The following is a 23105-nucleotide window of genomic DNA, read 5'->3' on the forward strand; positions in this document are numbered from 1 at the left end:
GCCAACCCGAGGGAGGACGACCATGGCAGCAACCGTCGAGCTCGCCGATGAGCTGACGCCTTACGGCGGTGTCGAGCCCGACGCCGCGTGGCGTGACGAGGTCCGCCGCCTGGCCAGGGAACGCGACGCCGTGCTGCTCGCGCACAACTACCAGCTGCCCGAGATCCAGGACATCGCCGACCACACGGGCGACTCGCTCGCGCTCAGCCGGATCGCGGCGGCCAGCGAGGCGTCGACGATCGTGTTCTGCGGCGTGCACTTCATGGCCGAGACCGCGAAGATCCTCAGCCCGCACAAGACGGTGCTGATCCCCGACGCGCGCGCCGGCTGCTCGCTCGCCGACTCCATCGACGCCGCTCAGCTGCGCGCGTGGAAGGCCGAGCACCCGGGCGCGATCGTCGTGTCCTACGTGAACACCACGGCCGAGGTGAAGGCCGAGACCGACATCTGCTGCACGTCGTCCAACGCCGTCGACGTCGTCGGCTCCATCCCGGCCGACCGCGAGGTGCTGTTCCTGCCCGACCAGTTCCTCGGCGCGCACGTCAAGCGCGAGACGGGCCGGGAGAACCTGCACGTGTGGGCCGGCGAGTGCCACGTACACGCCGGCATCAACGGCCCGGAGCTGGCCGCGCGGGCGGCCGCCGACCCGGAGGCGGACCTGTTCGTGCACCCGGAGTGCGGCTGCGCGACGTCGGCGCTGTACCTGGCGGGGGAGGGCGTCGTGCCGTCCGCGCAGGTCAAGATCCTCTCCACCGGCGACATGGTCACCGAGGCACGCGCCACCAAGGCCCGCACGGTGCTCGTCGCGACCGAGGTCGGCATGCTGCACCAGCTGCGCCGGGCCGCGCCGGAGGTCGACTTCCGGGCGGTGAACGACCGGGCGTCGTGCCGCTTCATGAAGATGATCACGCCGGCCGCGCTGCTGCGGTCGCTGCGCGAGGGTGCCGACGAGGTGCACGTGGACCCGCTGGTCGCCGAGCGTGCGCGGGGCGCGGTGCGCCGGATGATCGAGATCGGCAAGCCCGGTGGTGGCGAATGAACCCGTGCTGGGACGCTCGCGCGGATCTCGTGGTCGTCGGCACCGGGGTCGCCGGGCTGACCGCCGCGCTGCGGGCCGCCGAGCTCGGCCTGCGCGTGCTCGTGGTGACCAAGGACGCGGCCGACGGGGGCAACACGCGCTGGGCGCAGGGCGGCGTCGCGGTCGTCCTGGGTGACGTGCCGGCTGACTCCGTCGGCCGGCACGTCGAGGACACCCGGGTGGCCGGGGCCGGGCTGTGCGACGAGGATGCGACCGCGCGGATCATCGCCGGCGGGCCGGCCGCGGTGGCGCGCCTGCGGGCCCGGGGCGCCGTGTTCGACAGCGAGGGTGACCGGCTCGCCCGCACCCGGGAGGGCGGGCACACCGCGTTCCGGGTGGTGCACGCGGGCGGCGACGCGACCGGCGCCGAGGTCGAGCGGGCGCTGCTCGCGGCGTCGCGGGACGGCCGGGTGCCGATGCTCGAGCACCACACCGCGGTGGACACGCTGCGCACGCCGGCCGGCGAGGTCGCCGGCCTGCTCGTGCTCGACGCCGGCGGCGTGCCCGGGGTGCTGACCGCGCCGGCCGTCCTGCTCGCGACCGGCGGGGCCGGGCAGCTCTACCAGGCGACGACGAACCCCGCGGTCGCGACCGCGGACGGCGTGGCGATCGGGCTGCGCTCGGGCGCGCCCGTGGCGGACCTGGAGTTCGTCCAGTTCCACCCGACCGTGCTCTACACCGGCGAGGGCGCGCGCGGTCGCTGCCCGCTCGTCACCGAGGCCGTCCGCGGTGAGGGTGCGTTCCTGGTCGACTCGACGGGCGCGCGGGTCATGGCGGGCTTGCACCCGCTGGCCGACCTGGCGCCGCGCGACGTCGTGTCCGCCGCGATCACCCGCCGGCTCGCGGAGCTGGGCGAGGACCACGTGTACCTCGACGCCACGCACCTGTCCGCCGCCGAGTTCCGCCGCCGGTTCCCGACCGTGCTCGCCGCCTGCCTGGCCGTGGGGGTCGACCCGGCGGCCACACCGATCCCGGTCTCGCCGGCCGCGCACTTCTCGTGCGGCGGCGTGGTGGCCACCGTGGACGGCCGGACCGCGGTGCCCGGGCTGTACGCGGCCGGCGAGGTCGCGCGGACCGGCCTGCACGGCGCGAACCGCCTGGCGTCGAACAGCCTGCTCGAAGGTCTCGTGGTCGGCACCCGCGCGGCCGAGGCCGTCGCGGCCGACCTCGCGCTCGGCGTGCTGGCCGAGCCGCGGCTCGCGGCGTGCCCGCCCGTGCCGGCGGCGCCGGTCGCGGACCGGGACACGCTGCAGCGCGTGATGAGCCGCTACGCCGGGATCGGCCGCGACGCCGAGGGCCTGGCCGTGGTCGGCTCCGTGCTCGACGTGTCCGCTGTGGACCGTCCACTCGACACTCGCGAGCGGGTCGAGGACGCCGCGCTCACGCTGACCGCCCGCGCGCTCATCGCCGCGGCCGCGTCCCGCGAGGAGTCCCGCGGCTGCCACGTGCGCGACGACTTCCCGGCCGTGTCGCCGGACTCGGCGCGCTCGCAGGCCGTCCGCCTCACCCCGTCCGGCCAACCCGTGTTGGACAGTTCCGCCTCTCCGGAATTTACCCTTGCGGTTGCGTTGACATAGCGCCGTTCAGTTCGGGACGTATCTGTGGCTGGGCCGCGTCCCGTTCCCCTTAGGCGCGGTTGGGAGCTTCGATGACTGACCTGAACTACGGCGACATGAAGCGCGTGGTGGCGCTGGCGCTGGAAGAGGACCTGCGCTACGGCCCGGACGCGACCACCGCGGCCACCGTGCCGGCGGACGCCGTCGCGGTGGCCGAGCTGACCCCGCGCGTGCCCGGCACGCTGGCGGGTGTCCCGGTGGCCCTCGAGGTTTTCGGCTCGGTTCTCGACTCGTACGAGGTGCTGGCCGAGCGCAAGGACGGCGAGCGGCTCGCCCCGGGGGAGCCCGCGCTGGTGGTGCGCGGTCCGGTCCGCGGCCTGCTGACCGCCGAGCGCACCGCGCTGAACCTGCTGTGCCACCTGTCCGGCGTGGCGACCGCGACGTCCGCGTGGGTCGACGCGATCGCCGGCACGGGCGCGGTGGTGCGCGACTCCCGCAAGACGCTGCCGGGCCTGCGGCTGCTGGAGAAGTACGCCGTGCGCTGCGGTGGCGGGGAGAACCACCGCCTCGGCCTGGGCGACGCCGTGCTGATCAAGGACAACCACGTGCTCGCCGCCGGCTCGGTCACCGCCGCCCTGCGCGCCGCCCGCGCGCACGCGCCCGACCTGCCGTGCGAGGTGGAGGTCGACACGCTCGACCAGCTCGACGAGGCGCTCGCCTTCGGCGCGGAGCTGGTCCTGCTGGACAACTTCACCCCGGCGATGTGCACGCTCGCGGTCCACCGCGCCGCGGGCACGCCGACGAGGCTGGAGGTCTCGGGCGGGCTCAAGCTGGCCGACGCCCGCGCGTACGCGGAGACCGGCGTGGACTACCTGTCGGTCGGTGCGCTGACCCACTCCGCGCCGGCGCTGGACCTCGGCATGGACCTGCGCCGGTCCCAAAGCTAGGCGAGCAGCGACTCGAACATCCGGCGCAGCACCCGCAGCTGCGCGCGCATGTGCCCGGTGTCCCCTGTCGACCGGCACAGCAGGAACGCACCCTCGAACGTCACGAAGACGTGGTCGGCGAGCGCGTCCGGGTCGACGTCGGCCGCGGCCGGGCGGTCCGCCAGCGCCGCGCGCAGGATCTCCGAGAGCGCCACCCGCCACGCCTCGATGGCCCCGACGATCTGCTCCGACGTGCCCGCCGCCGCGAGCTGGCGCTCGGTCAGGATCGACACGTACAGGCAGCTCGACTGCGCGCTCATGAGCTCGTCGGCGCCGTCCTCGAAGATCCGGACGAACTCGATCGCCTGCTTCGCGGGGTCACCGGTCCGCTCGCGGACGGTCGCGAGGGCGGCGTCGAGGTTCGCGACGTCGGCCGCGGCGTAGCGCGCGACGAGCGAGCGCGCGAGGTCCAGTTTGGACTCGAAGTGGTGGAAGAACGAGCCCTTCGACGTCCCCGACTCGGCGATGACCTGGTCCACCGACGTCGCCGCGAAGCCGTTCTCGATCACCAGCCGCTCGGCGGCGTCCAGGATCCGGTCCCGCGTCGGCGCTCCGTCTTTCGGCACAACACACTTGTACCAGACTAACTGGTCTGCTACAAACTAGACCAAACAGTCTGGAACGAACCGGGCAAATGGGAGTGAGAGAGATGCCTGTCAGACCCGCGGTCACCGACGGTGGCCTGGAGACCGACCTGATCTTCCACAGCGGCGTGGACCTGCCGTACTTCGCGGCGTTCCCGCTGGTGGAGACCGACGAGGGGCGCGTGCTGCTCGAGCGCTACTTCGCCGGCTACGCGGCGATCGCGGCCCGCGCCGGCGTACCCGTCCTGCTGGAGACGCCGACCTGGCGGGCCAGCAGCGACTGGGGCGAGAAGCTCGGCTACTCGCCGGCCGCGCTCGCCCGGCTCAACGAGTCGTCGGTCGAGCTGCTGGCCGGGATCGGCGAGCGGCACGCGGATACCGAGGTGCGCCTCGGCGGCACCGTCGGCCCGCGCGGCGACGGCTACCGGCCCGAGCACCTGATGACCGCGGACGAGGCGACCGCGTACCACCGGCCGCAGGTCGACGCGTTCGCGCGGGCCGGGGTCGACGTGGTGACCGCGCTGACGCTGACCGACACCGGCGAGGCGATCGGGTTCGTCCGCGCCGCCCGCGAGGCCGGCGTGCCCGTGGCGGTCTCGTTCACCGTCGAGACCGACGGCAGGCTGCCCGCCGGCGACACGCTGGCGCACGCGATCGGCGTGGTCGACGACGCGGGCGGCCCGGACTACTACCTGGTCAACTGCGCGCACCCGACCCACGTCGGCGCGGCGCTGACCGAGCCGGGCGGCTGGCAGGAGCGCGTCGCGGGCCTGCGCTGCAACGCGTCGACCAGCAGCCACGCGGAGCTGGACGAGGCCGAAGAGCTCGACGAGGGGGACCCGCGCCAGCTCGCCGCCGACCTGGACCAGCTGCGCCCGGCGTTCCCCAACCTCGCGATCGTCGGCGGCTGCTGCGGCACCGACGCCCGGCACGTGGCGAGCATGTGGCAGGTAGAGCAGCCCGTGCCGGCCTGAGCCGGGCGACCCGACGTATCAAACCCGCCGGCCGGTCCTCCTTACCAAGTGGAACGGAGGCACCGGCCATGAACGGGACCGCTTTCATCGTGCTCGTCATCCTCGCCGCCACGGGTCTGCTCACGCACTGGAGCGCAGCCGGACTCGACGACGTCCGGGAACGCCATCGGGTGCTCGGCTTCGTGTGGGTGGTGCTGGGCGCCATCGCGGTCCTGACGATCGAGTTCACCGTGCCGGTCGGCTGATCACTCGGAGATCGCGCGCAGGTCGGCGAGGCCGCGCAACAGGTGCTCGCCCGCCGGCGTCGACGCCGGGTCGAGCAGCCACTGCATCGACAGGCCGTCGCACACGGCCATCACCCAGCTGGCGACCGCCGTGCACCGCGGGTCCGCCACGGACGCGTCGAGCGCGGCGGCCACCAGCTCGGCCACGTGCCGGCGCGTATTGCGGTACATCCCGGCCAGCTGCTCGCGCAGCTGCGGGTCGCGGTCGGCCTGGGCGAGCGCCTCCATGAAGGACACGAGCAGCGCGCGCCGGCCGGTCAGCGAGTCCAGCAGCGCGGCCCACGCCAGGTGCGCGCGCTCGATCGGCGACGCGTCGGGCTCGGCCAGCGCCGCGGTCGTCAGCTGCGTGGTCCACTCCTCGAACACCATGCCGAGGGCGGCGTTGAGCAGGCCCGCCTTCGAGCCGAAGTGGTAGCCGATCGAGGCCAGGTTCGTGCCCGACGCGGCGACCAGGTCGCGCGCGGTGATGTGCGCGTAACCCTTGTCCTCCAACAACTGCCGCGCCGCGACGAGCAGCTGTTCGCGATGGCCCACGGGACGACGTTACCTTGTGCGGGCATCTATACGCGCGTATAAACGGGGCATGGCGACCCTCGAGGCCAACGCGCCGACGCTCCCGCCTGGCCCGAGGCTGCCGCCGCTGATGCAGACGATCCTGTTCCTCGTCGCCCGCCGCCAGATGCACCTGCACCTGCGCAGCCGGTACGGCGAGACGTTCACGACGCGCATCGCCGGTGACCGGCTGGTCGTCACGCTGACCCGGCCCGAGCACATCCGCGAGGTGTTCGCCGGCTCGCCCACGATCTTCCACGCGGGCGAGGGCAACGCGATCCTGCGGCCGGTGATGGGCCAGCACTCGCTGCTGATCACCGACGAGGACGAGCACCTGCGGGCGCGCAAGCTGCTGATGCCCGCGTTCAACGGGGCCGCGCTTCGCGGGTACGCCGGCATGATGGCCTCGCTCGCGGCGGAGGATGCCGCCGGCTGGCCGGTGGGCCGGCCGTTCCCGACGCACCCGCGGATGAACGCGGTGACGCTCGAGATCATCCTGCGCGTCGTGTTCGGCATGGGCGAGGGCCCCCGGCTGGCCGAGCTGCGCCCGCGGCTGCGCCGGATCTCCGACATCGGCCCGCTCACCGTTCTCGGCTGGACGTACCCGAATCTGCGGCGCATCGGCCGGTGGAAGCGGAACTTCGAGAACCTGCGCCGGGTGAACGAGCTGCTGTACGCGGAGATCGCGGACCGCAAGGCCGCGGGCGACCTCGCCGACCGCGACGACGTGCTGTCCCGGCTCCTGACCGCGGGCAGGGCCGAACAATCCGGCGAGCTGTCGGACCTGGAGCTCCGAGACCAGATGATCACCCTGCTGCTCGCCGGCCACGAGACGACGGCGACGGCGCTCGCGTGGTCGTTCCACGAGCTCGCCCGGCGCCCGGACGTCCAGCGCCGCGCCCGGCAGGCCGCCGACGACGGCGACGAGGACTACCTGCAGGCGGTGGCGAAGGAGGCCATGCGCAAGCGGCCGGTGATCCAGAACGTGGCCCGCATGCTGACCGAGCCGACCGCGGTGGCGGGCTACCGCCTCCCCGCCGGCGCGGTCGTCGGCCCGAGCATCTCGCTGGTCCACCACGACGCCACCCTGCACGACGACCCGGAGGACTTCCGCCCGGACCGGTTCATCGGCAAGCAACCGGAAGCCGGCACGTGGATCCCGTTCGGCGGCGGCGTGCGGCGGTGCATCGGCGCGGGCTTCTCCCTGCAGGAGGCGGCTGCCGTCCTGCGGGCGGTGCTGACCCGCTACACCCTGCGCCCGGACCGCCCGAAGCCCGAGTTCCCGAAGCCCCGCAACATCACGCTGACCCCGGCCCGCGGCGGCGTCGTGATCGCCACGCCTCGCTAGTGTCCTGCGGCGCGGGACACTAGAGGCGGCGGTTGGCGAGTACGGGGATCGACTCCCTCGTCTTCTCCACCTGCGCCACGTCGACGTCCACGACGAGCACGTCCGGGCCCGCGCCCAACTGCCCGACCACCACACCCGCCGGCGACGCCACGGTGCTGTAGCCGATCCCCGTCGGCGCCTTCGGGTGTACCTCCACACCCGCCACCGCCGGGTCCGCCTGGCCGCACGCCACCAGCCACGACGTCGAGTCCAGCGCCCGCGCGCGGACGAGCAGCTCCCACTGCTCGCGCTTGCCGGGGCCCGCCCCCCACGAGGCGCCCATCAGCATGACCGTCGCCCCGCGGTCGGCCAGCCGGGTGAACAGCTCCGGGAACCGCACGTCGTAGCAGGTCGCGAGCCCCATCGTCACGTCGTCCACCGACACCAGCGCCAGGTCCGACCCGGCCGCCACGGTCCTGGACTCCGCGAAGCCGAACGCGTCGAACAGGTGGATCTTGTCGTAGCCCAGGTGCTGCCCCCGGCCGGTCGCGAGCAGCGTGTTGAACACCCGCCCGTCCGGCGACGGCGTGAACATGCCGGCCACGACGAGCATGTCGTGCTCGACCGCGATCGACGCGACCGCCGTGGCCCACGGGCCGTCCACCGGCTCGGCGAGCGGCGCGAGCGACGTGCCGAACGATGCCATCGTCGCCTCGGGGAACACCGCTACCGCCGCGCCCTCGGCGGCGGCGCGGGCCACCGCGTCGCGCACGAGCGCGAGGTTGTCCGACGGCACCGCCGTCGACGTGATCTGGCACAGCGCGATGCGCACCAATACCTCCCCGGCTCGGTAATCCCTAGTCCACCCACGCGAGGATATGTCGCCCGGCTAGGGTCGAGCCTCGTGCCCATCAAGTGCCGCCGCCTCGTGCCGGTGCTCGCCGCCGCGCTGGTCGTGACCGCGTGCACCGCCGACCCCGGTCCGCCGGCCTCCGGCGACCCGGCGGGCACGTCGCTGGTGCTCGCCGTCGCCGACGAGCCGGCCGAACTGAACCCGCTCGACGGGTACGCCGAGGACGGTGCCGCGAAGATCTTCGAGGGCCTGGTGGAGCACGACGCGGACTCCTCGCTGCGCCCGGCACTCGCCGCGGACCTGCCCGAGCCGTCCCCGGACGGTCGCACGTGGACGGTCAAGCTCCGGCCCGGGGTCACGTTCACCGACGGCAGCCCGTTCGAGGCCGCGGATGTGGTCGCCACCTACCGCGCGATGCTGAGCCCGGCCCGGCATTCGCCCGTGCGGCAACGGTTCTCGATGCTCAAGTCCGTCGAGGTGGTCGACGAGGCGACCGTCGACTTCACGCTCAACGCGCCGTACGCGCCGTTCCCCGACCTGCTCGTGCTGGGCATCCTGCCGAGCGAGTCGCTGACCGGGCCGGCCCCGGTCCTGCCGATCGGCACCGGGCCCTACCGGGTCACCGACTGGCGGCACGGCTCGCGGATGGAGCTCGTCGCCAACAAGGACTACTGGGACGGGCCGCCCGCGATCAAGAAGGTCACGATCGAGTTCATCCCGAACGACGACAGCCGCGCGGAGCGCCTGCGCGACGGCAAGCTCGACGGCGCGGCCCTGCCGCCGGCGCTGGCGAAGGAGTTCGACAACGCCGACGGCATGCGCGTGGTCTCACACAGCGCGGCCGACCTGCGGGCGGTCGTGCTGCCGGCCGACAACCCGGTGACCGGCGACCGGGCGGTCCGGCTCGCGCTCAACCACGCGATGAACCGCGAGCAGATGGTCACCGACGTGCTCGCCGGGCAGGGATCCGTGGCCTACACGCCGATGCCGGGCGTGCTCGCCGAGTTCGTCGAGCCGGAGGCGAAGTTCGGCTACGACATCACGCAGGCACTCGACCAGCTCGACGCGAGCGGCTGGGTCACCGGGGCGGACGGCATCCGCGCGAAGGGCTCGACCGCCGCCCAGTTCACGTTGCACTACCTCGCCGGCGACACCGTGTCGTCCGGGCTCGCGGAGGCCTTCGCGACCAACGCGCGGTCGGTAGGTGTCCAGGTCGACCTGGCCCCGGTGAGCGCGGGCGCGCTGACCGGCGCGATGGTCACCGGCTTCGGTGACCCGTTCGACCCGGACCTCGCGCTGTACCCGGTGCTGCGGTCGGGCAAGGGCGCTCTCGGCGGGTACGTCGACGAGACCGTCGACGCGGAGCTGGACCTCGGCCGCACGGCGACCGACCCGGCCGAGCGTGCGACGGCCTACCGGCGGTTGCAGCGGGCGTACGTGGCCGGGCCGGGCATGGTCGTGCTGGTCTCGCCGAACCACACGTACGTGATGCGCCAGAGCTGGGACGGCTACGAGCCCGTGGTCGACGCGTCCGGGCCGAGCATGAGCTGGGGCGCCTGGTGGAACCTCGAGAAGTGGACGCCGCGATGATCGACGTGGACGCCGTGCGTGCGGACACCCCCGCCTGCCACCGCGGCGTGTTCCTCGACAGCGCGGGCTCGTCGCTGCCGCCGGTGCAGGTGCTCGACGAGGTCATCGGCCACCTGCACCGCGAGGCCGAGGTCGGCGGCTACCGCGCGTACGCCGAGCGGCTCGAGGACCTCGAGGCCGGCTACGGGCTCATGGCGTCGCTGCTCGGCTGCGAGGCGGACGAGGTGGCGTTCACCGACAGCGCGACGCGCGCGTGGCTGGCGGCGTTCGACGCGGTGCCCCTCTCGGCGGGCGACCGGGTCCTGGTGACCGAGGTCGAGTACGCGGGCCAGGCGATCCCGATCCTGCGGCGCGCGGCCGAGGTCGGCGCGTCGGTGTCGCGGATCCCGTCCACGCCGTCCGGCTCGGTCGACGTGGACGCGCTGCGGTCCATGCTGGACGAACGGGTGCGGCTGGTGTCGCTGGTGCACGTGCCGACGAACGGCGGTCTGGTGAACCCGGTCGCGCCGATCGTGTCGGCGGCGCACGAGGTGGGCGCGCTGGTGCTGCTCGACGCGTGCCAGTCGGCGGGCCAGGTCCCGATCGACGTGGCGGCGCTCGACGTCGACATCGTCTCGGGGACCGGGCGCAAGTGGCTGCGCGGCCCGCGGGGGAGCGGCTTCCTGGTCGTGCGCCGGGCGGTGCGGCCGCGGCTGCGACCCCGGCAGGTCGACCTGCGGTCGGCCACGTGGACGTCGCCGACGGGCTTCGAGCTGCGCGCGGACGCCCGGGTGTTCGAGCTGTGGGAGTCGAGCGTGGCGGACCGGCTGGGCCTGCTGGCCGCCGTCCGGTACGCGCTGGACCTGGGCATCGACGCGATCTCTGCCGAGGTTCGCGCGCGCGCCGCGTACCTGCGTTCGGCCCTCGCGACGGTCCCGGACGTGACGGTCCACGACCTGGGCCCGGACCGCTGCGGCATCGTGAGCTTCACGGTGGCCGGCCGGTCGCCTGCCGAGGTCGAGGCCCACCTGGTCGCCCGAGGCATCACGGTCTCGACGACGGACGTGACGTCCACCCAGTACGACATGAGCCGCCGCGCGCTGCCGGAGGTCGTGCGTGCCTCCCCGCACTACTTCGTCACGGAGCCCCAACTCGACGAGGCAGTCGCCGTTCTCCGCTCTTGACCGGACCGTTCCCGCGCGAGATCGAGTCTCCGGACAGTGAACGGCGCCCCCACCCGCACGTGGAGGCGCCGTTGCGTCCTGCCGAGTCAGGCCACGTTGTTCAGCAGGATGTCCACCGCCGCGTCGTTGCGTGTCGTCTGCGGGACGATCTGCTCGTCGGGCGGGTAGAAGCCGTCGATGCCGCCGTCGGACGGGTACATCTCGAAGCAGTAGCTCAGGACCTTGTGGGTGCCCCACATGAAGTCGTTGATGTCGCCGTCGGTGATGTACAGGCCGCTCGACTGCTCGGGTGTGTAGTTGTTCGTCGACGCCATCTGCGTGCCGATGTCCTTGAAGTGGTCGTACTCCTCCTGCGTCATGCCCTCGGTCACCTCGTCGTAGGTGTGGCCGAACGGCCAGAGCACGAGCTCGGAGAACGTGTGGAAGTCGATGTGCGCCTTGAACTGCCGGCCCTGCACCCAGTTCTGGATCGCCGCCACCTCCGGTGCCGACCCGGCCGACGGGCCGCGGTAGTCCTCGGCCGAGGTCGAGCCGCTCGAGCCGCCGCAGCAACCCCACTTGTAGGAGAAGTTGCGGTTGATGTCCGTGCCGACCGTGCCGTCGTCGTTCGGCTGGCGGTTCTTGCGCCAGCCCTGGTACTCGCCGCCGGAGATGTCGAACTCGGAGCCGTCCGGGTTCAGGCTCGGCACGACGAAGATCTCGCGGTTGTCGACCATGTTCGTGACGTTCTGGTCGGTGCCGTAGCCGTCGGTGAACCGCTGGATGATGTGCAGGCACATCTCCGTGGTCAGGTGCTCCCGCGCGTGCATGTTGCAGGTGAACAGCACCTCGGGCTCGTCCTCGTCGGTGGCCGCGTTGTCGCTGATCTTCAGCACGGGGATGTCGCGGCCCTCGAAGGACTGGCCGACGCTCGACAGCTGCGTGATCGCCGCGTGGTCGGTCGTGGCCTGCTGGACCTCGGCCTTCATCTCGTCGTAGGTGTGGTAGCCCTCGTCACCGGCGGGGAAGTCGTTCGCGTGCACGTCCTTCGCGCCCGGGCCGCTGCGCTGCTTCAGCAGCTTGGCGAAGTCGCCGGTCAGCTCGAGCCGGTAGCCCTTGGCGCGCAACAGGTCCGCCTGCCGCGGGCTGGCCACGACCTGCATCGCGGTGCCGTCGAGGCCCTCGTCGAGCACGTCGACGCCGGAGCTCACGACCTGCGTGCGGGCGGGAGCGTCGGACGCACCGGTCAGCTGGTAGACGCCACGTTCGGGCGCCGGGGCGGCGGTGGGCTCCTGCGCGCCGGCCTGCCAGGCCGTTGTCACCAGCAGGGCGACGGCCGCGGTGGCGGCTGCCAGGCCGACCGCGCGACGTTTGGTGAGCATGTCCCCTCCGAACATGGATGCGAGAGTGATCGCCTGAGCCTGCGTCCCGTGATCGATCGGCGACAACCCGTCATTGGTCGGGCAAACCCGGTGGGCGGCCGATCCCCAGACGAACGTAGTGGGCCGTTCGGCCCCGCCGTCCGACCGCATACCCTGGGCGTACCAGCCGTTCGAACCGAAGGAAACCGATGCTGAGCCGCACCGACCTGCGTGGTCGTGTCCCGTCCCCGGCCGAGCTGCGTGGCATGCTCCCGCGCGCCGACACGGACGTGGACGCGGTGCTGCATCAAGTTCGCCCGATCGTGGACGACGTGCGCTCGCGCGGGGTCGAGGCGGCGCTGGCGTACACCGAGCGGTTCGACCAGGTGCGGCCGACCTCGGTCCGCGTGCCGGAGCAGGACCTGAAGGAGGCGCTCGACGGCCTCGACGCCGGCGTGCGAGCGGCCCTCGACGAGTCGATCAGGCGGGCGCGCGCGGTCCACGCCGACCAGCGCCGCGCGGACGTGACTACGGAGGTCGTGCCGGGCGGAACGGTCACCGAGCGCTGGGTTCCGGTGCGCCGCGTCGGGCTGTACGCGCCGGGCGGGCTCGCGGTCTACCCGTCGAGCGTCGTGATGAATGTCGTCCCCGCGCAGACCGCCGGGGTGGAGTCGCTCGTCGTCTGCTCGCCGCCGCAGGCCGCGTTCGGCGGCCGGCCGCACCCGACGATCCTTGCCGCGGCGGCGCTGCTCGGCGTGTCGGAGGTGTGGGCGGTCGGCGGGGCGCAGGCCGTGGCGCTGCTCGCGTACGGCGGCACCGACACCGACGGCACCGCGCTCGAGCCGGTCGACATGGTCACCGGGCCCGGCAACGTCTACCTCACCGCGGCGAAGCGGCTGCTGCGCGGGCTGATCGGCATCGACTCCGAGGCCGGCCCGACCGAGATCGCGATCCTCGCCGACGGCACGGCCGACCCCGGGCACGTCGCGGCCGACCTGATAAGCCAGGCCGAGCACGACACGCTCGCCGCGAGCGTGCTCGTCACCGACTCGGCCGAGCTCGCTGACGCGGTCGACGCCGAGCTCGCCCGCCAGGTCGGGCGCACCAAGCACACCGAGCGGATCACGACCGCGTTGCGCGGCGCGCAGTCCGGCTGCGTCCTGGTGTCCACCGTGGACGACGGCCTGGCGGTCGTCGACGCCTATGCCGCCGAGCACCTCGAGATCCAGACCGCCGACGCGGCTGCGGTAGCCGCCCGGGTACGGGCCGCGGGGGCGATCTTCGTCGGCCCGCACAGCCCCGTCTCGCTCGGCGACTACTGCGCGGGCTCCAACCACGTACTGCCCACGGGCGGCTGTGCGCGGCACTCGTCTGGCCTGTCCGTACAGACGTTCCTGCGCGGCATCCACGTGGTCGACTACTCGCGCGAGGCCCTGGCCGACGTCGCGCCCGAGGTCGTCGCGCTGGCGAACGCCGAGGACCTGCCCGCGCACGGCCAGGCGGTCACCGCCCGGTTCGGGAGCGCCGGGTGACGCTCGGGGACGGCATCGAACTGACCGACCTGCCGCTGCGCGAGGACCTGCGCGGCCGCAGCCCCTACGGCGCGCCGCAGCTGGACGTCGCGGTTCGGCTCAACACCAACGAGAACCCGTACCCGCCGCCACCCGCGCTCGTCGCCGACGTGGCCGCGGCCGTGACCGAGGCGGCGGCGTCGCTGCACCGCTACCCGGACCGCGACGCCGTGGCGCTGCGCACCGACCTCGCGAGCTACCTGACCGCGTCGACCGGGGTGGCGCTGTCGGTGGCGAACCTGTGGGCGGCCAACGGGTCCAACGAGGTACTGCAGCAGATCCTCCAGGCGTTCGGCGGGCCCGGCCGCACGGCGCTGGGCTTCGAGCCGTCCTACTCGATGCACCCGATCATCGCGGCCGGCACGCGCACCGAGTGGGTGCCGACCCCGCGCCGGCCCGACTTCACGCTCGACACGGCGGCCGCGGCCGCGCTGCTCGCCGAACGGGCGCCGAACGTCACGTTCGTGACCAGCCCGAACAACCCGACCGGCGGCTCGATACCGCTCGCCGAGCTGCGCGAGCTGATCACGGCCGCGCCCGGGCTGATCGTCGTCGACGAGGCGTACGCGGAGTTCTCGTCGCGACCGAGCGCGGTGCGGCTGCTCGACGAGTTCCCCGCGAAGCTGATCGTGTCCCGCACGATGAGCAAGGCGTTCGCGTTCGCGGGCGGGCGGCTGGGCTACCTCGCCGCCGCGCCCGCGGTGGTGGACGCGCTGCAGCTGGTGCGGCTGCCGTACCACCTGTCCGTGCTCACGCAGGCGGCGGCGCGGGCGGCGCTGCGGCACGCCGGCGACACGCTGCGGTCGGTGCACGCGCTCGCCGCGGAGCGCGACCGGGTCATGGAGTCGTTGCGGGACCAGGGTTTCTCGGTCGTGCCGAGCGACGCCAACTTCGTCCTCTTCGGACGTTTCGGCGACGCGCGCGCCACCTGGGAGTCCTATCTGGCGCAGGGCGTGCTCATCCGGGACGTCGGCATCCCCGCCCACCTGCGGGTTACCATCGGCACACCGGCCGAGAACGACGCGTTCCTGGCCGCCAGTAAGGAGATCGTCAGGTGAACCGCACCGGCCGGATCGAACGGACCACGAAGGAGTCGAAGGTCGTCGTCGAGATCGACCTGGACGGCGCCGGGAAGGTGGACGTGTCCACCGGCGTGCCGTTCTACGACCACATGCTCACCTCGTTCGGCGTGCACGGCGCGTTCGACCTGTCCGTCCGCGCGACCGGCGACGTCGAGGTCGACGCGCACCACACGGTCGAGGACGTGGCGATCGTGCTCGGCGAGGCGATCGGCAAGGCGCTGGGGGACAAGCAGGGCATCCGCCGCTTCGGCGACGCGTGGATCCCGATGGACGAGACCCTCGCGCACGCGGCGATCGACGTGTCCGGCCGGCCGTACTGCGTCCACCTGGGAGAGCCGGAGGCTCTCGCCGGCTTCGTCGTGGGCGGCAACTACCCGACCGTGCTGAACCGGCACGTGTTCGAGTCGCTGGCGTTCCACGCCCGGATCGCCCTGCACCTGCGGGTGCTGCACGGCCGCGACCCGCACCACATCACCGAGGCGCAGTACAAGGCCGCGGCACGGGCCCTGCGCGCGGCGGCGGAGGCCGATCCGCGGAGCTCCGGCGTCCCCAGCACGAAGGGCGTGCTCTAGGCTTCGGCGCCATGTCCAAGGAGCTCGTGGTCATCGGCCTGTTCGCGGTGGCCGGCTTCCTGCTCGGCGGCGTCTACTCCACGTGGAAGACGGCCCGCGTGCTGGCGATCATCCTGGCCGTGGCCGCCGCGGTCGCGGTCGCCGGCGCGGTCGTCTGGCTCACCTCCTAGTCCACCGGCTCGTCCCACCGGTAGAACCGGCGCCCGTCGCGCCGCGCGCCCAGCCGCTCGTAGAAGCGTCGCGCGCCGTCGTTCCACGAGTCGACCGTCCACTCGACGCGCCCGCACCCGCGCTCGGCGGCGGCCGCGCGCAGCGCCCGGACCAGCTGCTCGCCGACGCCCGCGCCCCGGTGGCTCTCGGCGACGAAGAGGTCCTTCATGAAGACCGACGTGCGCAGGCCCTTGGCCGGCCAGTGGAACGAGTACGTCGCGATGCCGACGAGCGCGCCGCCGTCGCGGGCGACGAGCGCGTGCGCGGCGGGCGGCGTGCCGAACAGCACGTCCCGGACCCGCTTGGCGCGCAAGCCGGCCGGCTCGAACTCGGTGACGCCGTAGAACCGGTCGAGCTGCTCGAGCAGGTCGACCAGTGCCGGCACGTCCGCTTCCTCCGGTGGCCCGATCACGATGTGATCCTCGCCGACGAGCCCCGGGGTGGGGAAGGTGACGTGGGACCATGGCGGTATGACCGAGCGCAAGCCCGCCGACATGCCGGTCGGGAGCTGGGTGGAGCAGCAGATCCGCGCCGCCCAGAACCGCGGCGAGTTCGACAACCTGCCCCTCGCGGGCAAGCCGCTGCCACGCCGGTCGGACGACGTCATGGAGTGGGTGGCGGACAAGCTGCGCGCGGAGCACGCGGACACGAAGCCGCTGCTGCCGCCGTCGCTGGCGCTGCGCAAGGAGATCGAGGACCTGCCCGCGCGGCTCGACGGGGTGCGCTCTGAGGGGAAGGTCCGCGAGATCGTGGCCGACCTGAACAAGCGGATCAAGCGGGAGATCCTCATCCCGAGCGGGGGACCGCCGCTGCTCGTGCGGCTGCTGGACGTCGAGGAGACCGTCGCGGACTGGCGGGCGCGCCGCGCGGCTAGTTGATGCCGCCTTCCGACGCGGCCTTCAGGCGCGCGGCGCCGGGGCCGAGCTCGGCCAGGACGTCGTCGTGGTTCATGAGGTGGCAGGACTTCAGGGAGAGGCAACCGCAACCGATGCACGCCGTCAGCCGGTCGCGTAAGCGCTGCATCGCGTCGATGCGGGCGTCCAGCTCGCCGCGCCACACGTTGGACAGCCGTGCCCAGTCCGCCTTCGTCGGCGTGCGGCCCTCCGGAAGTGTGGCGAGCGCCTCATGGATCTCCTCCAAGGACAGTCCCACCCGCTGTGCCGTGCGGATGAACGCCAGCCGCCGGAGCACCGCCCTGGCGTATTTCCGCTGGTTGCCGGCGGTTCTCTCGGCGAAGATCAGCCCCCGCTCCTCGTAGAACCGCAGTGCGGTGTGCGGGACGCCGCTGCGTCTGGCCACCTCACCGATCGTCAGCACGTCGGGCAGTTTCGGCACGTCACCGACCCTACCGCGCAACCCTCGACCTAGGTCGAGATCGGCGTCCTTGACCTCCACCGGACTCGAAGTTGCACCCTCGGGTCATGACTCGCACGACTCAGGACCTCGCCGGCCTGTTCGCACGGATGACCGGCGACGAGAAGCACGAATGGGCCGCGGCGTCCACATTGGACGTCTTGTGGGTCCTCTACGACCGGGTGCTGAACATCAGCCCCGCCAACGTCGACGATCCGGACCGGGACCGGTTCCTGCTGTCGAAGGGACACGGGCCGATGGCGTACTACGCCGTCCTGGCCGCGAAGGGCTTCTTCCCGCCCGAGACGCTCGACGGCTGGACGACGTTCGGCTCGCCGCTCGGGCAGCACCCGGACCGCCTGCTGTTACCCGGCGTCGAGATCGGCTCCGGCTCGCTCGGGCACGGCCTCGGGCTCGGCGTCGGCACCGCGCTCGGCCTGCGCGCGCAGGGCCGGACCGCACGCACGGTCGTGCTCGTCGGCGACGGCGAGCTCGACGAGGGCAGCAACCACGAGGCCATCGCGCTCGCCGGCCGGCTCGGCCTGGACCGGCTGACCGCGGTCGCCGTCGACAACGGCTCGTCGAGCCACGGCTGGCCGGGCGGGATCGCCCGCCGGTTCGAGACCGAGGGCTGGGCCGCCGAGACGGTCGACGGTCGTGACCACGACGCGCTGTACCGCGCGTTCACCACGTCCCACCCAGGCCGCCCGTCCGTGGTGGTGGCCGAGATCGACAAGGAGCACTGAGATGACCAGCACCGTGAAGATCATGCGCACCGTGTTCACCGACACCGTGACCAGCGCGCTCGACCTCGACCCGCGGCTGGCCGTGGTCACGGCGGACATCTCGGCGGCAGCCTTCGCCGAGGCCAGAGCGCGCCACCCCGACCGCGTGATCAACGTTGGCATCCGCGAGCAGGCGATGATCGGCGTGGCCGGCGGTCTCGCGCTGGCCGGCATGCGCCCCGTCGTGCACAGCTACACGCCGTTCCTCGTCGAGCGGCCGTTCGAGCAGATCAAGCTGGACCTGGGGCACCAGGACGTCGGCGCCGTGCTGGTCAGCATCGGCGGCTCGTACGACGACCCGGCGGTGGGCCGTACTCACCAGGGGCCCGGCGATGTCGCGCTGCTCGACACGCTGCCGGGCTGGACCATCCACGTGCCGGGCCATCCGGACGAGGCCGAGCCGCTGCTGCGCGACGCTCTCGCCGGTACCGGCCGCGTGTACGTGCGCTTGTCGGCGCGGGAGAACTCCTCGGCGTACCCGGTCGGCGGGTTCGTGCCGGTGCGTCAGGGCCGCCTCGGCGTCGTGGTCGCCGTGGGCCCGACGCTGGACGCGGTCCTCGAGGCGACGTCCACACTGGACGTGACGGTGCTGTACGCCGGTACCGTCCGCCCGTTCGACCACGCGGCGCTGCGCGACGCCGTCGCCGCCGCGTCGCCGAACGTGGTGCTCGTGGAGCCCTACCTGGCCGGCACGTCCGCCCACGAGGTGGCCGCCGCGCTGGACGTCCCACACCGCCTGCGGTCGGTCGGCGTGCGCCGTGACCTGGAGGTACACGCGTACGGCACGGCCGGCGAGCACGACGCCGTCCACGGCCTGGACGCGGCGGGCATCGCCGACGTGGTGCGGCGGACGATCTCGTAGCCTGGGGGAGTGGCACGAGTAGTCGTGCTGGACTACGGGTCCGGCAACCTGAGGTCGGCGGAGCGCGCGCTGCGACGGGTGGGCGCGGACGTCGAGGTGACCTCGGACCGCCAGGCCGCGCTCGACTGTGCCGGCCTGGTGGTGCCGGGCGTGGGCGCGTACGCGGCGTGCATGGCGGGGCTGCGGGACGTGCGCGGGGACCAGATCATCGACAGGCGCCTGGCCGGCGGGCGGCCGGTGCTGGGTGTGTGCGTGGGCATGCAGGTCCTGTTCGAACGCGGCATCGAGCATGGCGTCGAGACGCGGGGTTGCGGCCAGTGGCCGGGCACGGTGTCCCGGCTGGCGGCGGACGTGGTGCCGCACATGGGCTGGAACACGGTCCGCGCGCCCGCGGGCTCGGCTTTGTTCGCCGGCCTTTCCGCGGACACGAGGTTCTACTTCGTGCACTCGTACGCGGCCCTCGAGTGGGAGCTCAAGCCCGACTACCCGATGCCCGAGCCGCTGGTCACGTGGTCGACCCACGGCAGCGACTTCGTCGCGGCGGCGGAGAACGGCCCCCTGTGGGCGACCCAGTTCCATCCGGAGAAGTCGGGCGACGCGGGCGCCCACCTCCTGACGAACTGGCTCAAGACCCTGAGCTGAAGCCCGACCGGGCGGGCCGACCCGGCCTCGGCGGTCGGGATAATTGCCCTCGATACGCTCCCCGGGTGACGTTCACCCTCCTTCCTGCTGTCGACGTTCGTGAGGGCAAGGCCGTGCGCCTGCTCCAGGGACGTTCCGGGACCGAGACCGGGTACGGCGACCCCTGGGACGCGGCGCGTGCCTGGCAGGACGACGGGGCCGAGTGGATCCATCTCGTCGATCTCGACGCCGCGTTCGGGACGGGGGACAACCGGGAGCAGCTGGCGGGCATCGTCGGGCGGCTGGACGTCAAGGTGGAGCTCTCCGGGGGGATCAGGGACGACGACTCGCTCGCGGCGGCGCTCGCCACGGGGTGTGCGCGGGTCAACCTGGGCACGGCCGCGCTCGAGAATCCCGAGTGGTGCGCCAAGGTCATCGGTGAGTGCGGGGATCGGATCGCGGTCGGGCTGGATGTGCGCATCGACCCCGACGGGGAGCACCGGCTCGCCGCGCGCGGGTGGACCGAGGACGGCGGCCGGCTCTGGGACGTCCTCGACCGGCTCGAGCGCGACGGGTGCGCTCGCTACGTCGTGACCGACGTGAGCAAGGACGGCACCCTCAAGGGACCCAACCTCCAGCTGCTGCGGGACGTCTGCGCGCGCTCGAAGGCCCCCGTGGTCGCGTCCGGCGGCGTGTCGAGCCTCGACGACGTGGCGGCGCTCGCCGGCCTCGCCGACGTCGGCGTCGAGGGGACGATCATCGGCAAGGCGCTCTACACCCGGGCGTTCACGCTGCCCGCGGCGCTGGCGCTCACCCGTCGCGGCTGACCGCCCCTCGGCTACCCATACTCACGCCGTGCGGCGGCGGAGCGTCGCGGCGCCCAGGAACAGGGCGAGCAACCCGCAGCCGGCCACGATGATCAGGTTCCGCACCAGCGTCAGGTCCACATCGGCCGAATGGGTGACCTGCGTGAGCGCGTCGACCGCGTACGACAGCGGCATGATGTTCGACAGCCACTCCAGCACCGGCGCCATCGCCTCGCGCGGCGCGAACAGCCCGCACAGCAGGATCTGCGGCATCACGATCGCCGGCATGAACTGCACCGCCTGGAACTCGGTGCGCGCGAACGCGCTCGCGAGCAGGCCGAGCGCCGTGCCGAGCAGGGCGTCCAGCACCGCGATCAGCAGGAGCAGCCACACCGAGCCGTCGATCTCCAGGCCGAGCCAGGTGAGCGAGATGCCGGCCGCGACCAGCACCTGCACCACGGCCACGACGCCGAACGCGATCGCGTAGCCGAACAGCAGGTCGAGCTTGGCGATCGGCATGGTCATCAGGCGTTCGAGCGTCGCCGTCGTGCGCTCGCGCAGCGTGGTGATCGACGTGACGATGAACATGATCGCGAAGGGGAAGACGGCGAGCAGTGCCGGCGCGGCCGCGCTGAACTGCTGCTCGTTGTTGAACACGTAGCGCAGCAGGATCAACAGCACCGACGGCACCAGCACCATCAGCGCGACCGTGCGGTGGTCGTGGCGGAGCTGGGTCAGGATTCGCTTGGCGGTCGCCGCGGTGAGGGTCGCGTTCATGCGATCGCCTCCTGTTCCCGGACCAGGCGCAGGAAGGCCTGCTCGAGGTCGGCGGTCTCGGTCTTCTGGCGCAACGCGGCCGGTGTGTCGTCGGCCAGGATGTAGCCGTCACGCATCAACAACAGCCGCGAGCAGCGGGCGGCCTCGTCCATGACGTGGCTCGAGACGAGCAGCGTCACGCCCTTGCCGGCGAGCTTGTGGAACAGCGTCCACAGCTCCTCGCGCAGCAGCGGGTCGAGCCCGACGGTCGGCTCGTCGAGAACCAGCAGCTCGGGCCGGCCGAGCAGGGCGACGGCGAGGCTCGCGCGGTTGAGCTCGCCGCCGGACAGGTCCCCGATCAACTGGTCGGCATTCCTGTCGAGACCCACCTCCTCGATCACCCGCTCGACGTCGCCCTCGGGCGCGCGCAGGATCGCGGCGAAGTAGCGGAGGCTCTCGGTGACCGTGATGTCCGCGTAGACGGACGGGTTCTGCGTCGCGTAGCCGATCTTGTTGCGCAGCGATGCGCTGCCGGCCGGCGTGCCGAGCACGGTGACCGTCCCCCCGGCGACGATCTGCACCCCGACGACACAGCGCATGAGGGTCGTCTTGCCGCACCCGCTCGGGCCGAGCAGGCCGGTGATGGAGCCGTGCTCTACGGCGAAGCTCACGTCGTGCAGTACTTCGCGGCCACCGCGGCGGACCTTCAGCCGCTCGGCCTCAACCGCGTAATTAGTCATGTGTTTAATTCTGCATCTGTTGAGAAACCGCGTCAAGACGGAAGTTCAGGACACGGTCAGGCGGTGAAGTAGTGCTGGATGACCGGCGCCACCAGGGCCACGACCTCGTCCGTCGAGGCCGACGCCATCGGCTCGGCACGCAGGACGTAGCGGACCACCGCCAGGCCCATCATCTGCGAGGCCGCGGCGGTGAGCCGCAGCGGCGGGAGGTCGAGCGCCGTCGCCACCCTGGCGAGGACGGCCGTCTCGAGGAACTGGCGCAGCTGGTCGGCCACCTCGGGGCTCGTGGTCACCGAGCGGACGAGGGCGAAGAACGGCAGCTGGGTGTCCGGGCTTTCCCACAACCCGAGGAACAGCCGCACGATCCGCTCGCCGATCTCCGAGCGCGGCCCCTCGAGCAGGGTGTTCACCAGCAGCGACGGGTTGAACGGCAGGTTCAGCGCCGCGACGAAGACCTGGTCCTTCGAGCCGAAGAAGTGGTGGACCAGCGCCGGGTTGACGCCGGCCTCGGCCGCGATGCCGCGGATGGTCGCGCCGCCGTACCCGCGGTCCGCGAACTGCCTGCGGGCGGCGACGAGGATGTCGTCCCTGGTCTGGGTCTGGCCCGGCCGCCGACCGGTACGCGCCACCTCGGCTCCTCTCGTCCCACCGCCAGTATCCTCGACGGCATGTCCGTCGCGGTCCGGGTGATCCCCTGTCTGGACGTCGACGCCGGCCGGGTGGTGAAGGGGGTCAACTTCACCAACCTCGTCGACGCGGGCGATCCGGTCGAGCTCGCGGCCGCCTACGACGCCGAGGGCGCCGACGAGCTCACGTTCCTGGACGTCACGGCGTCCTCTTCGGACCGGGAGACCACCTTCGACGTCGTGCGCCGCACGGCGGAGCAGGTGTTCATCCCGCTGACCGTGGGCGGCGGCGTGCGTGCCGCGTCCGATGTGGACCGTTTGCTGCGGGCCGGCGCGGACAAGGTCAGCATCAACACCGCGGCCATCCTGCGCCCGGAGCTGCTGCGCGAGTGCTCGCGGCGGTTCGGCGCGCAGTGCGTCGTCCTGTCCGTGGACGCCCGGCGCGCGGACACGCCGTCCGGCTTCGAGGTCACCACGCACGGCGGCCGGAAGGGCACCGGCATCGACGCGGTCGAGTGGGCCGCCCGGGGCCAGGAACTGGGCGTCGGCGAGATCCTGCTGAACTCCATGGACGCCGACGGCACCAAGGCCGGCTTCGACCTCGAGCTGATCAAGCTCGTCCGCGCCGCGGTGGACGTGCCGCTGATCGCCAGCGGTGGCGCCGGCGCGGTGGACCACTTCCCGCCCGCGGTGCGGGCCGGCGCGGACGCCGTGCTCGCCGCCAGCGTGTTTCACTTCGGACAGCTGCGCATCGGTGAGGTCAAGGACGCCCTGCGCCGCGCCGGAGTCGAGGTCCGATGAACCGCTCCGCGTCCCGCGCCGGCGTGACGCCAG

Annotated in this window: 27 protein-coding genes; 18 read left to right on the forward strand and 9 right to left on the reverse strand. The window is 72.7% G+C overall.

What is annotated here, in order from left to right; genetic code table 11:
• Positions 1–22: 22 nt before the first annotated feature.
• The 3 genes from nadA (at position 23) to nadC (ending at position 3581) form a co-directional block, all read left to right on the forward strand.
• Positions 23–1039: a quinolinate synthase NadA gene (gene nadA, locus VH969_RS23930; protein ID WP_331977955.1), complete on the forward strand. Its 1017-nt coding sequence runs from the start codon at positions 23–25 to the stop codon at positions 1037–1039.
• Positions 1036–2655, forward strand: a complete 1620-nt coding sequence (locus tag VH969_RS23935; protein WP_331977957.1) for an L-aspartate oxidase — start codon at positions 1036–1038, stop codon at positions 2653–2655. Before nadA ends, VH969_RS23935 begins: the two co-directional genes overlap by 4 nt.
• Before the next feature lie 71 nt (positions 2656–2726).
• A complete protein-coding gene (gene nadC / locus VH969_RS23940; protein WP_331977959.1) occupies positions 2727–3581 on the forward strand; it encodes a carboxylating nicotinate-nucleotide diphosphorylase in 855 nt (284 codons plus the stop codon).
• Here the strand turns inward: nadC and VH969_RS23945 are convergent.
• Positions 3578–4186, reverse strand: coding sequence for a TetR/AcrR family transcriptional regulator (locus VH969_RS23945; RefSeq protein ID WP_331977961.1), 609 nt, complete (start codon positions 4184–4186; stop codon positions 3578–3580). The genes nadC and VH969_RS23945 overlap by 4 nt on opposite strands.
• Positions 4187–4269: 83 nt before the next feature.
• On the opposite strand from VH969_RS23945, the gene VH969_RS23950 reads away from it, so the two are divergent.
• Together VH969_RS23950 and VH969_RS23955 are read left to right on the forward strand one after the other, a co-directional pair.
• Positions 4270–5178: a homocysteine S-methyltransferase family protein gene (locus VH969_RS23950; RefSeq protein ID WP_331977963.1), complete on the forward strand. Its 909-nt coding sequence runs from the start codon at positions 4270–4272 to the stop codon at positions 5176–5178.
• A 68-nt stretch (positions 5179–5246) separates the two neighbouring features.
• Entirely contained in the window at positions 5247–5423 is a 177-nt protein-coding gene (locus tag VH969_RS23955; protein WP_331977965.1) for a hypothetical protein, read from the forward strand.
• Here the strand turns inward: VH969_RS23955 and VH969_RS23960 are convergent, their stop codons facing one another.
• On the reverse strand, positions 5424–5996 hold the full coding sequence (locus VH969_RS23960) for a TetR/AcrR family transcriptional regulator (RefSeq protein ID WP_331977967.1): 573 nt from the start codon (positions 5994–5996) through the stop codon (positions 5424–5426). It lies immediately after the preceding gene.
• Positions 5997–6045: 49 nt separating this feature from the next.
• Between VH969_RS23960 and VH969_RS23965 the strand changes: the two genes are divergently transcribed.
• Positions 6046–7362, forward strand: a complete 1317-nt coding sequence (locus tag VH969_RS23965; protein WP_331977969.1) for a cytochrome P450 — start codon at positions 6046–6048, stop codon at positions 7360–7362.
• Between the two features lie 19 nt (positions 7363–7381).
• On the opposite strand, the gene VH969_RS23970 is transcribed toward VH969_RS23965, so the two are convergent.
• Entirely contained in the window at positions 7382–8176 is a 795-nt protein-coding gene (locus VH969_RS23970; RefSeq protein ID WP_331977971.1) for a carbon-nitrogen hydrolase family protein, read from the reverse strand.
• A 69-nt stretch (positions 8177–8245) separates the two neighbouring features.
• On the opposite strand from VH969_RS23970, the gene VH969_RS23975 reads away from it, so the two are divergent.
• Positions 8246–9784: an ABC transporter substrate-binding protein gene (locus VH969_RS23975; RefSeq protein WP_331977973.1), complete on the forward strand. Its 1539-nt coding sequence runs from the start codon at positions 8246–8248 to the stop codon at positions 9782–9784.
• Positions 9769–10947, forward strand: a complete 1179-nt coding sequence (locus tag VH969_RS23980) for an aminotransferase class V-fold PLP-dependent enzyme (RefSeq protein ID WP_331977975.1) — start codon at positions 9769–9771, stop codon at positions 10945–10947. The genes VH969_RS23975 and VH969_RS23980 overlap by 16 nt, the downstream gene beginning before the upstream one ends.
• Positions 10948–11033: 86 nt before the next feature.
• Here VH969_RS23980 and VH969_RS23985 read toward each other — a convergent pair whose 3' ends face one another.
• Entirely contained in the window at positions 11034–12308 is a 1275-nt protein-coding gene (locus tag VH969_RS23985) for a M14 family metallopeptidase (protein ID WP_414638610.1), read from the reverse strand.
• Between the two features lie 188 nt (positions 12309–12496).
• Here VH969_RS23985 and hisD point away from each other — a divergent pair, with 188 nt between their 5' ends.
• The 4 genes from hisD to VH969_RS24005 are packed head-to-tail and all read left to right on the forward strand — an operon-like array spanning position 12497 to position 15682.
• Complete coding sequence (gene hisD, locus VH969_RS23990; RefSeq protein ID WP_331977979.1) at positions 12497–13819, forward strand: histidinol dehydrogenase; 1323 nt, start codon at positions 12497–12499, stop codon at positions 13817–13819.
• Positions 13816–14916 carry a histidinol-phosphate transaminase gene (locus tag VH969_RS23995; protein WP_331977981.1) on the forward strand — a complete coding sequence of 367 codons (1101 nt, stop codon included), beginning with the start codon at positions 13816–13818 and terminating at the stop codon, positions 14914–14916. Before hisD ends, VH969_RS23995 begins: the two co-directional genes overlap by 4 nt.
• Positions 14913–15512 (forward strand): imidazoleglycerol-phosphate dehydratase HisB, encoded by a 600-nt coding sequence (gene hisB, locus VH969_RS24000; protein ID WP_331977983.1) that lies wholly within the window; start codon positions 14913–14915, stop codon positions 15510–15512. Before VH969_RS23995 ends, hisB begins: the two co-directional genes overlap by 4 nt.
• Positions 15513–15523: 11 nt before the next feature.
• The gene (locus VH969_RS24005; protein WP_331977985.1) at positions 15524–15682 is read left to right on the forward strand and encodes a CG2302 family histidine operon protein; all 159 of its coding nucleotides are present in this window, start codon (positions 15524–15526) and stop codon (positions 15680–15682) included.
• Here VH969_RS24005 and VH969_RS24010 read toward each other — a convergent pair.
• Complete coding sequence (locus VH969_RS24010; protein ID WP_331977987.1) at positions 15679–16134, reverse strand: GNAT family N-acetyltransferase; 456 nt, start codon at positions 16132–16134, stop codon at positions 15679–15681. The genes VH969_RS24005 and VH969_RS24010 overlap by 4 nt on opposite strands.
• A 58-nt stretch (positions 16135–16192) precedes the next feature.
• Between VH969_RS24010 and VH969_RS24015 the strand changes: the two genes are divergently transcribed.
• Entirely contained in the window at positions 16193–16600 is a 408-nt protein-coding gene (locus tag VH969_RS24015) for a DnaJ family domain-containing protein (protein ID WP_331977989.1), read from the forward strand.
• Here VH969_RS24015 and soxR read toward each other — a convergent pair.
• Positions 16593–17057, reverse strand: a complete 465-nt coding sequence (gene soxR / locus VH969_RS24020; protein ID WP_331977991.1) for a redox-sensitive transcriptional activator SoxR — start codon at positions 17055–17057, stop codon at positions 16593–16595. The genes VH969_RS24015 and soxR overlap by 8 nt on opposite strands.
• A gap of 86 nt (positions 17058–17143) precedes the next feature.
• Between soxR and VH969_RS24025 the strand changes: the two genes are divergently transcribed.
• The 4 genes from VH969_RS24025 (at position 17144) to priA (ending at position 20170) form a co-directional block, all read left to right on the forward strand.
• Positions 17144–17821 carry a thiamine pyrophosphate-binding protein gene (locus VH969_RS24025; protein WP_331977993.1) on the forward strand — a complete coding sequence of 226 codons (678 nt, stop codon included), beginning with the start codon at positions 17144–17146 and terminating at the stop codon, positions 17819–17821.
• 1 nt (position 17822) lies between these two features.
• Positions 17823–18722 (forward strand): transketolase family protein, encoded by a 900-nt coding sequence (locus tag VH969_RS24030; protein ID WP_331977995.1) that lies wholly within the window; start codon positions 17823–17825, stop codon positions 18720–18722.
• Positions 18723–18731: 9 nt separating this feature from the next.
• Positions 18732–19364: an imidazole glycerol phosphate synthase subunit HisH gene (gene hisH, locus VH969_RS24035; protein WP_331977997.1), complete on the forward strand. Its 633-nt coding sequence runs from the start codon at positions 18732–18734 to the stop codon at positions 19362–19364.
• Between the two features lie 65 nt (positions 19365–19429).
• A complete protein-coding gene (priA, locus tag VH969_RS24040) occupies positions 19430–20170 on the forward strand; it encodes a bifunctional 1-(5-phosphoribosyl)-5-((5-phosphoribosylamino)methylideneamino)imidazole-4-carboxamide isomerase/phosphoribosylanthranilate isomerase PriA (protein ID WP_331977999.1) in 741 nt (246 codons plus the stop codon).
• Between the two features lie 21 nt (positions 20171–20191).
• Here priA and VH969_RS24045 read toward each other — a convergent pair whose 3' ends face one another.
• Genes VH969_RS24045 through VH969_RS24055 form a run of 3 tightly spaced genes read right to left on the reverse strand, consistent with a single transcriptional unit; the run spans position 20192 to position 22274 of the window.
• Entirely contained in the window at positions 20192–20926 is a 735-nt protein-coding gene (locus tag VH969_RS24045; protein WP_331978001.1) for an ABC transporter permease, read from the reverse strand.
• Entirely contained in the window at positions 20923–21645 is a 723-nt protein-coding gene (locus VH969_RS24050) for an ABC transporter ATP-binding protein (protein ID WP_331978003.1), read from the reverse strand. Before VH969_RS24050 ends, VH969_RS24045 begins: the two co-directional genes overlap by 4 nt.
• Positions 21646–21701: 56 nt before the next feature.
• A complete protein-coding gene (locus VH969_RS24055; protein ID WP_331978005.1) occupies positions 21702–22274 on the reverse strand; it encodes a TetR/AcrR family transcriptional regulator in 573 nt (190 codons plus the stop codon).
• A 39-nt stretch (positions 22275–22313) separates the two neighbouring features.
• Between VH969_RS24055 and hisF the strand changes: the two genes are divergently transcribed.
• Entirely contained in the window at positions 22314–23072 is a 759-nt protein-coding gene (gene hisF / locus VH969_RS24060) for an imidazole glycerol phosphate synthase subunit HisF (protein ID WP_331978007.1), read from the forward strand.
• Positions 23073–23105 lie beyond the last annotated feature (33 nt).

It is taken from the genome of Actinophytocola sp., assembly GCF_036555685.1.
Classification (GTDB): Bacteria; Actinomycetota; Actinomycetes; order Mycobacteriales; family Pseudonocardiaceae; genus Actinophytocola.

What these genes read in the sequence shown, in the direction of transcription:
- nadA (WP_331977955.1), top strand. Translation starts at nt 23, where the DNA reads ATGGCAGCAACCGTCGAGCTCGCCGATGAGCTGACGCCTTACGGCGGT.
- VH969_RS23935 (WP_331977957.1), top strand. Translation starts at nt 1,036, where the DNA reads ATGAACCCGTGCTGGGACGCTCGCGCGGATCTCGTGGTCGTCGGCACC.
- nadC (WP_331977959.1), top strand. Translation starts at nt 2,727, where the DNA reads ATGACTGACCTGAACTACGGCGACATGAAGCGCGTGGTGGCGCTGGCG.
- VH969_RS23950 (WP_331977963.1), top strand. Translation starts at nt 4,270, where the DNA reads ATGCCTGTCAGACCCGCGGTCACCGACGGTGGCCTGGAGACCGACCTG.
- VH969_RS23955 (WP_331977965.1), top strand. Translation starts at nt 5,247, where the DNA reads ATGAACGGGACCGCTTTCATCGTGCTCGTCATCCTCGCCGCCACGGGT.
- VH969_RS23965 (WP_331977969.1), top strand. Translation starts at nt 6,046, where the DNA reads ATGGCGACCCTCGAGGCCAACGCGCCGACGCTCCCGCCTGGCCCGAGG.
- VH969_RS23985 (WP_414638610.1), bottom strand. Translation starts at nt 12,308, where the DNA reads ATGCTCACCAAACGTCGCGCGGTCGGCCTGGCAGCCGCCACCGCGGCC.
- hisD (WP_331977979.1), top strand. Translation starts at nt 12,497, where the DNA reads ATGCTGAGCCGCACCGACCTGCGTGGTCGTGTCCCGTCCCCGGCCGAG.
- VH969_RS24005 (WP_331977985.1), top strand. Translation starts at nt 15,524, where the DNA reads ATGTCCAAGGAGCTCGTGGTCATCGGCCTGTTCGCGGTGGCCGGCTTC.
- VH969_RS24015 (WP_331977989.1), top strand. Translation starts at nt 16,193, where the DNA reads ATGACCGAGCGCAAGCCCGCCGACATGCCGGTCGGGAGCTGGGTGGAG.
- VH969_RS24025 (WP_331977993.1), top strand. Translation starts at nt 17,144, where the DNA reads ATGACTCGCACGACTCAGGACCTCGCCGGCCTGTTCGCACGGATGACC.
- VH969_RS24030 (WP_331977995.1), top strand. Translation starts at nt 17,823, where the DNA reads ATGACCAGCACCGTGAAGATCATGCGCACCGTGTTCACCGACACCGTG.
- VH969_RS24045 (WP_331978001.1), bottom strand. Translation starts at nt 20,926, where the DNA reads ATGAACGCGACCCTCACCGCGGCGACCGCCAAGCGAATCCTGACCCAG.
- VH969_RS24050 (WP_331978003.1), bottom strand. Translation starts at nt 21,645, where the DNA reads ATGACTAATTACGCGGTTGAGGCCGAGCGGCTGAAGGTCCGCCGCGGT.
- hisF (WP_331978007.1), top strand. Translation starts at nt 22,314, where the DNA reads ATGTCCGTCGCGGTCCGGGTGATCCCCTGTCTGGACGTCGACGCCGGC.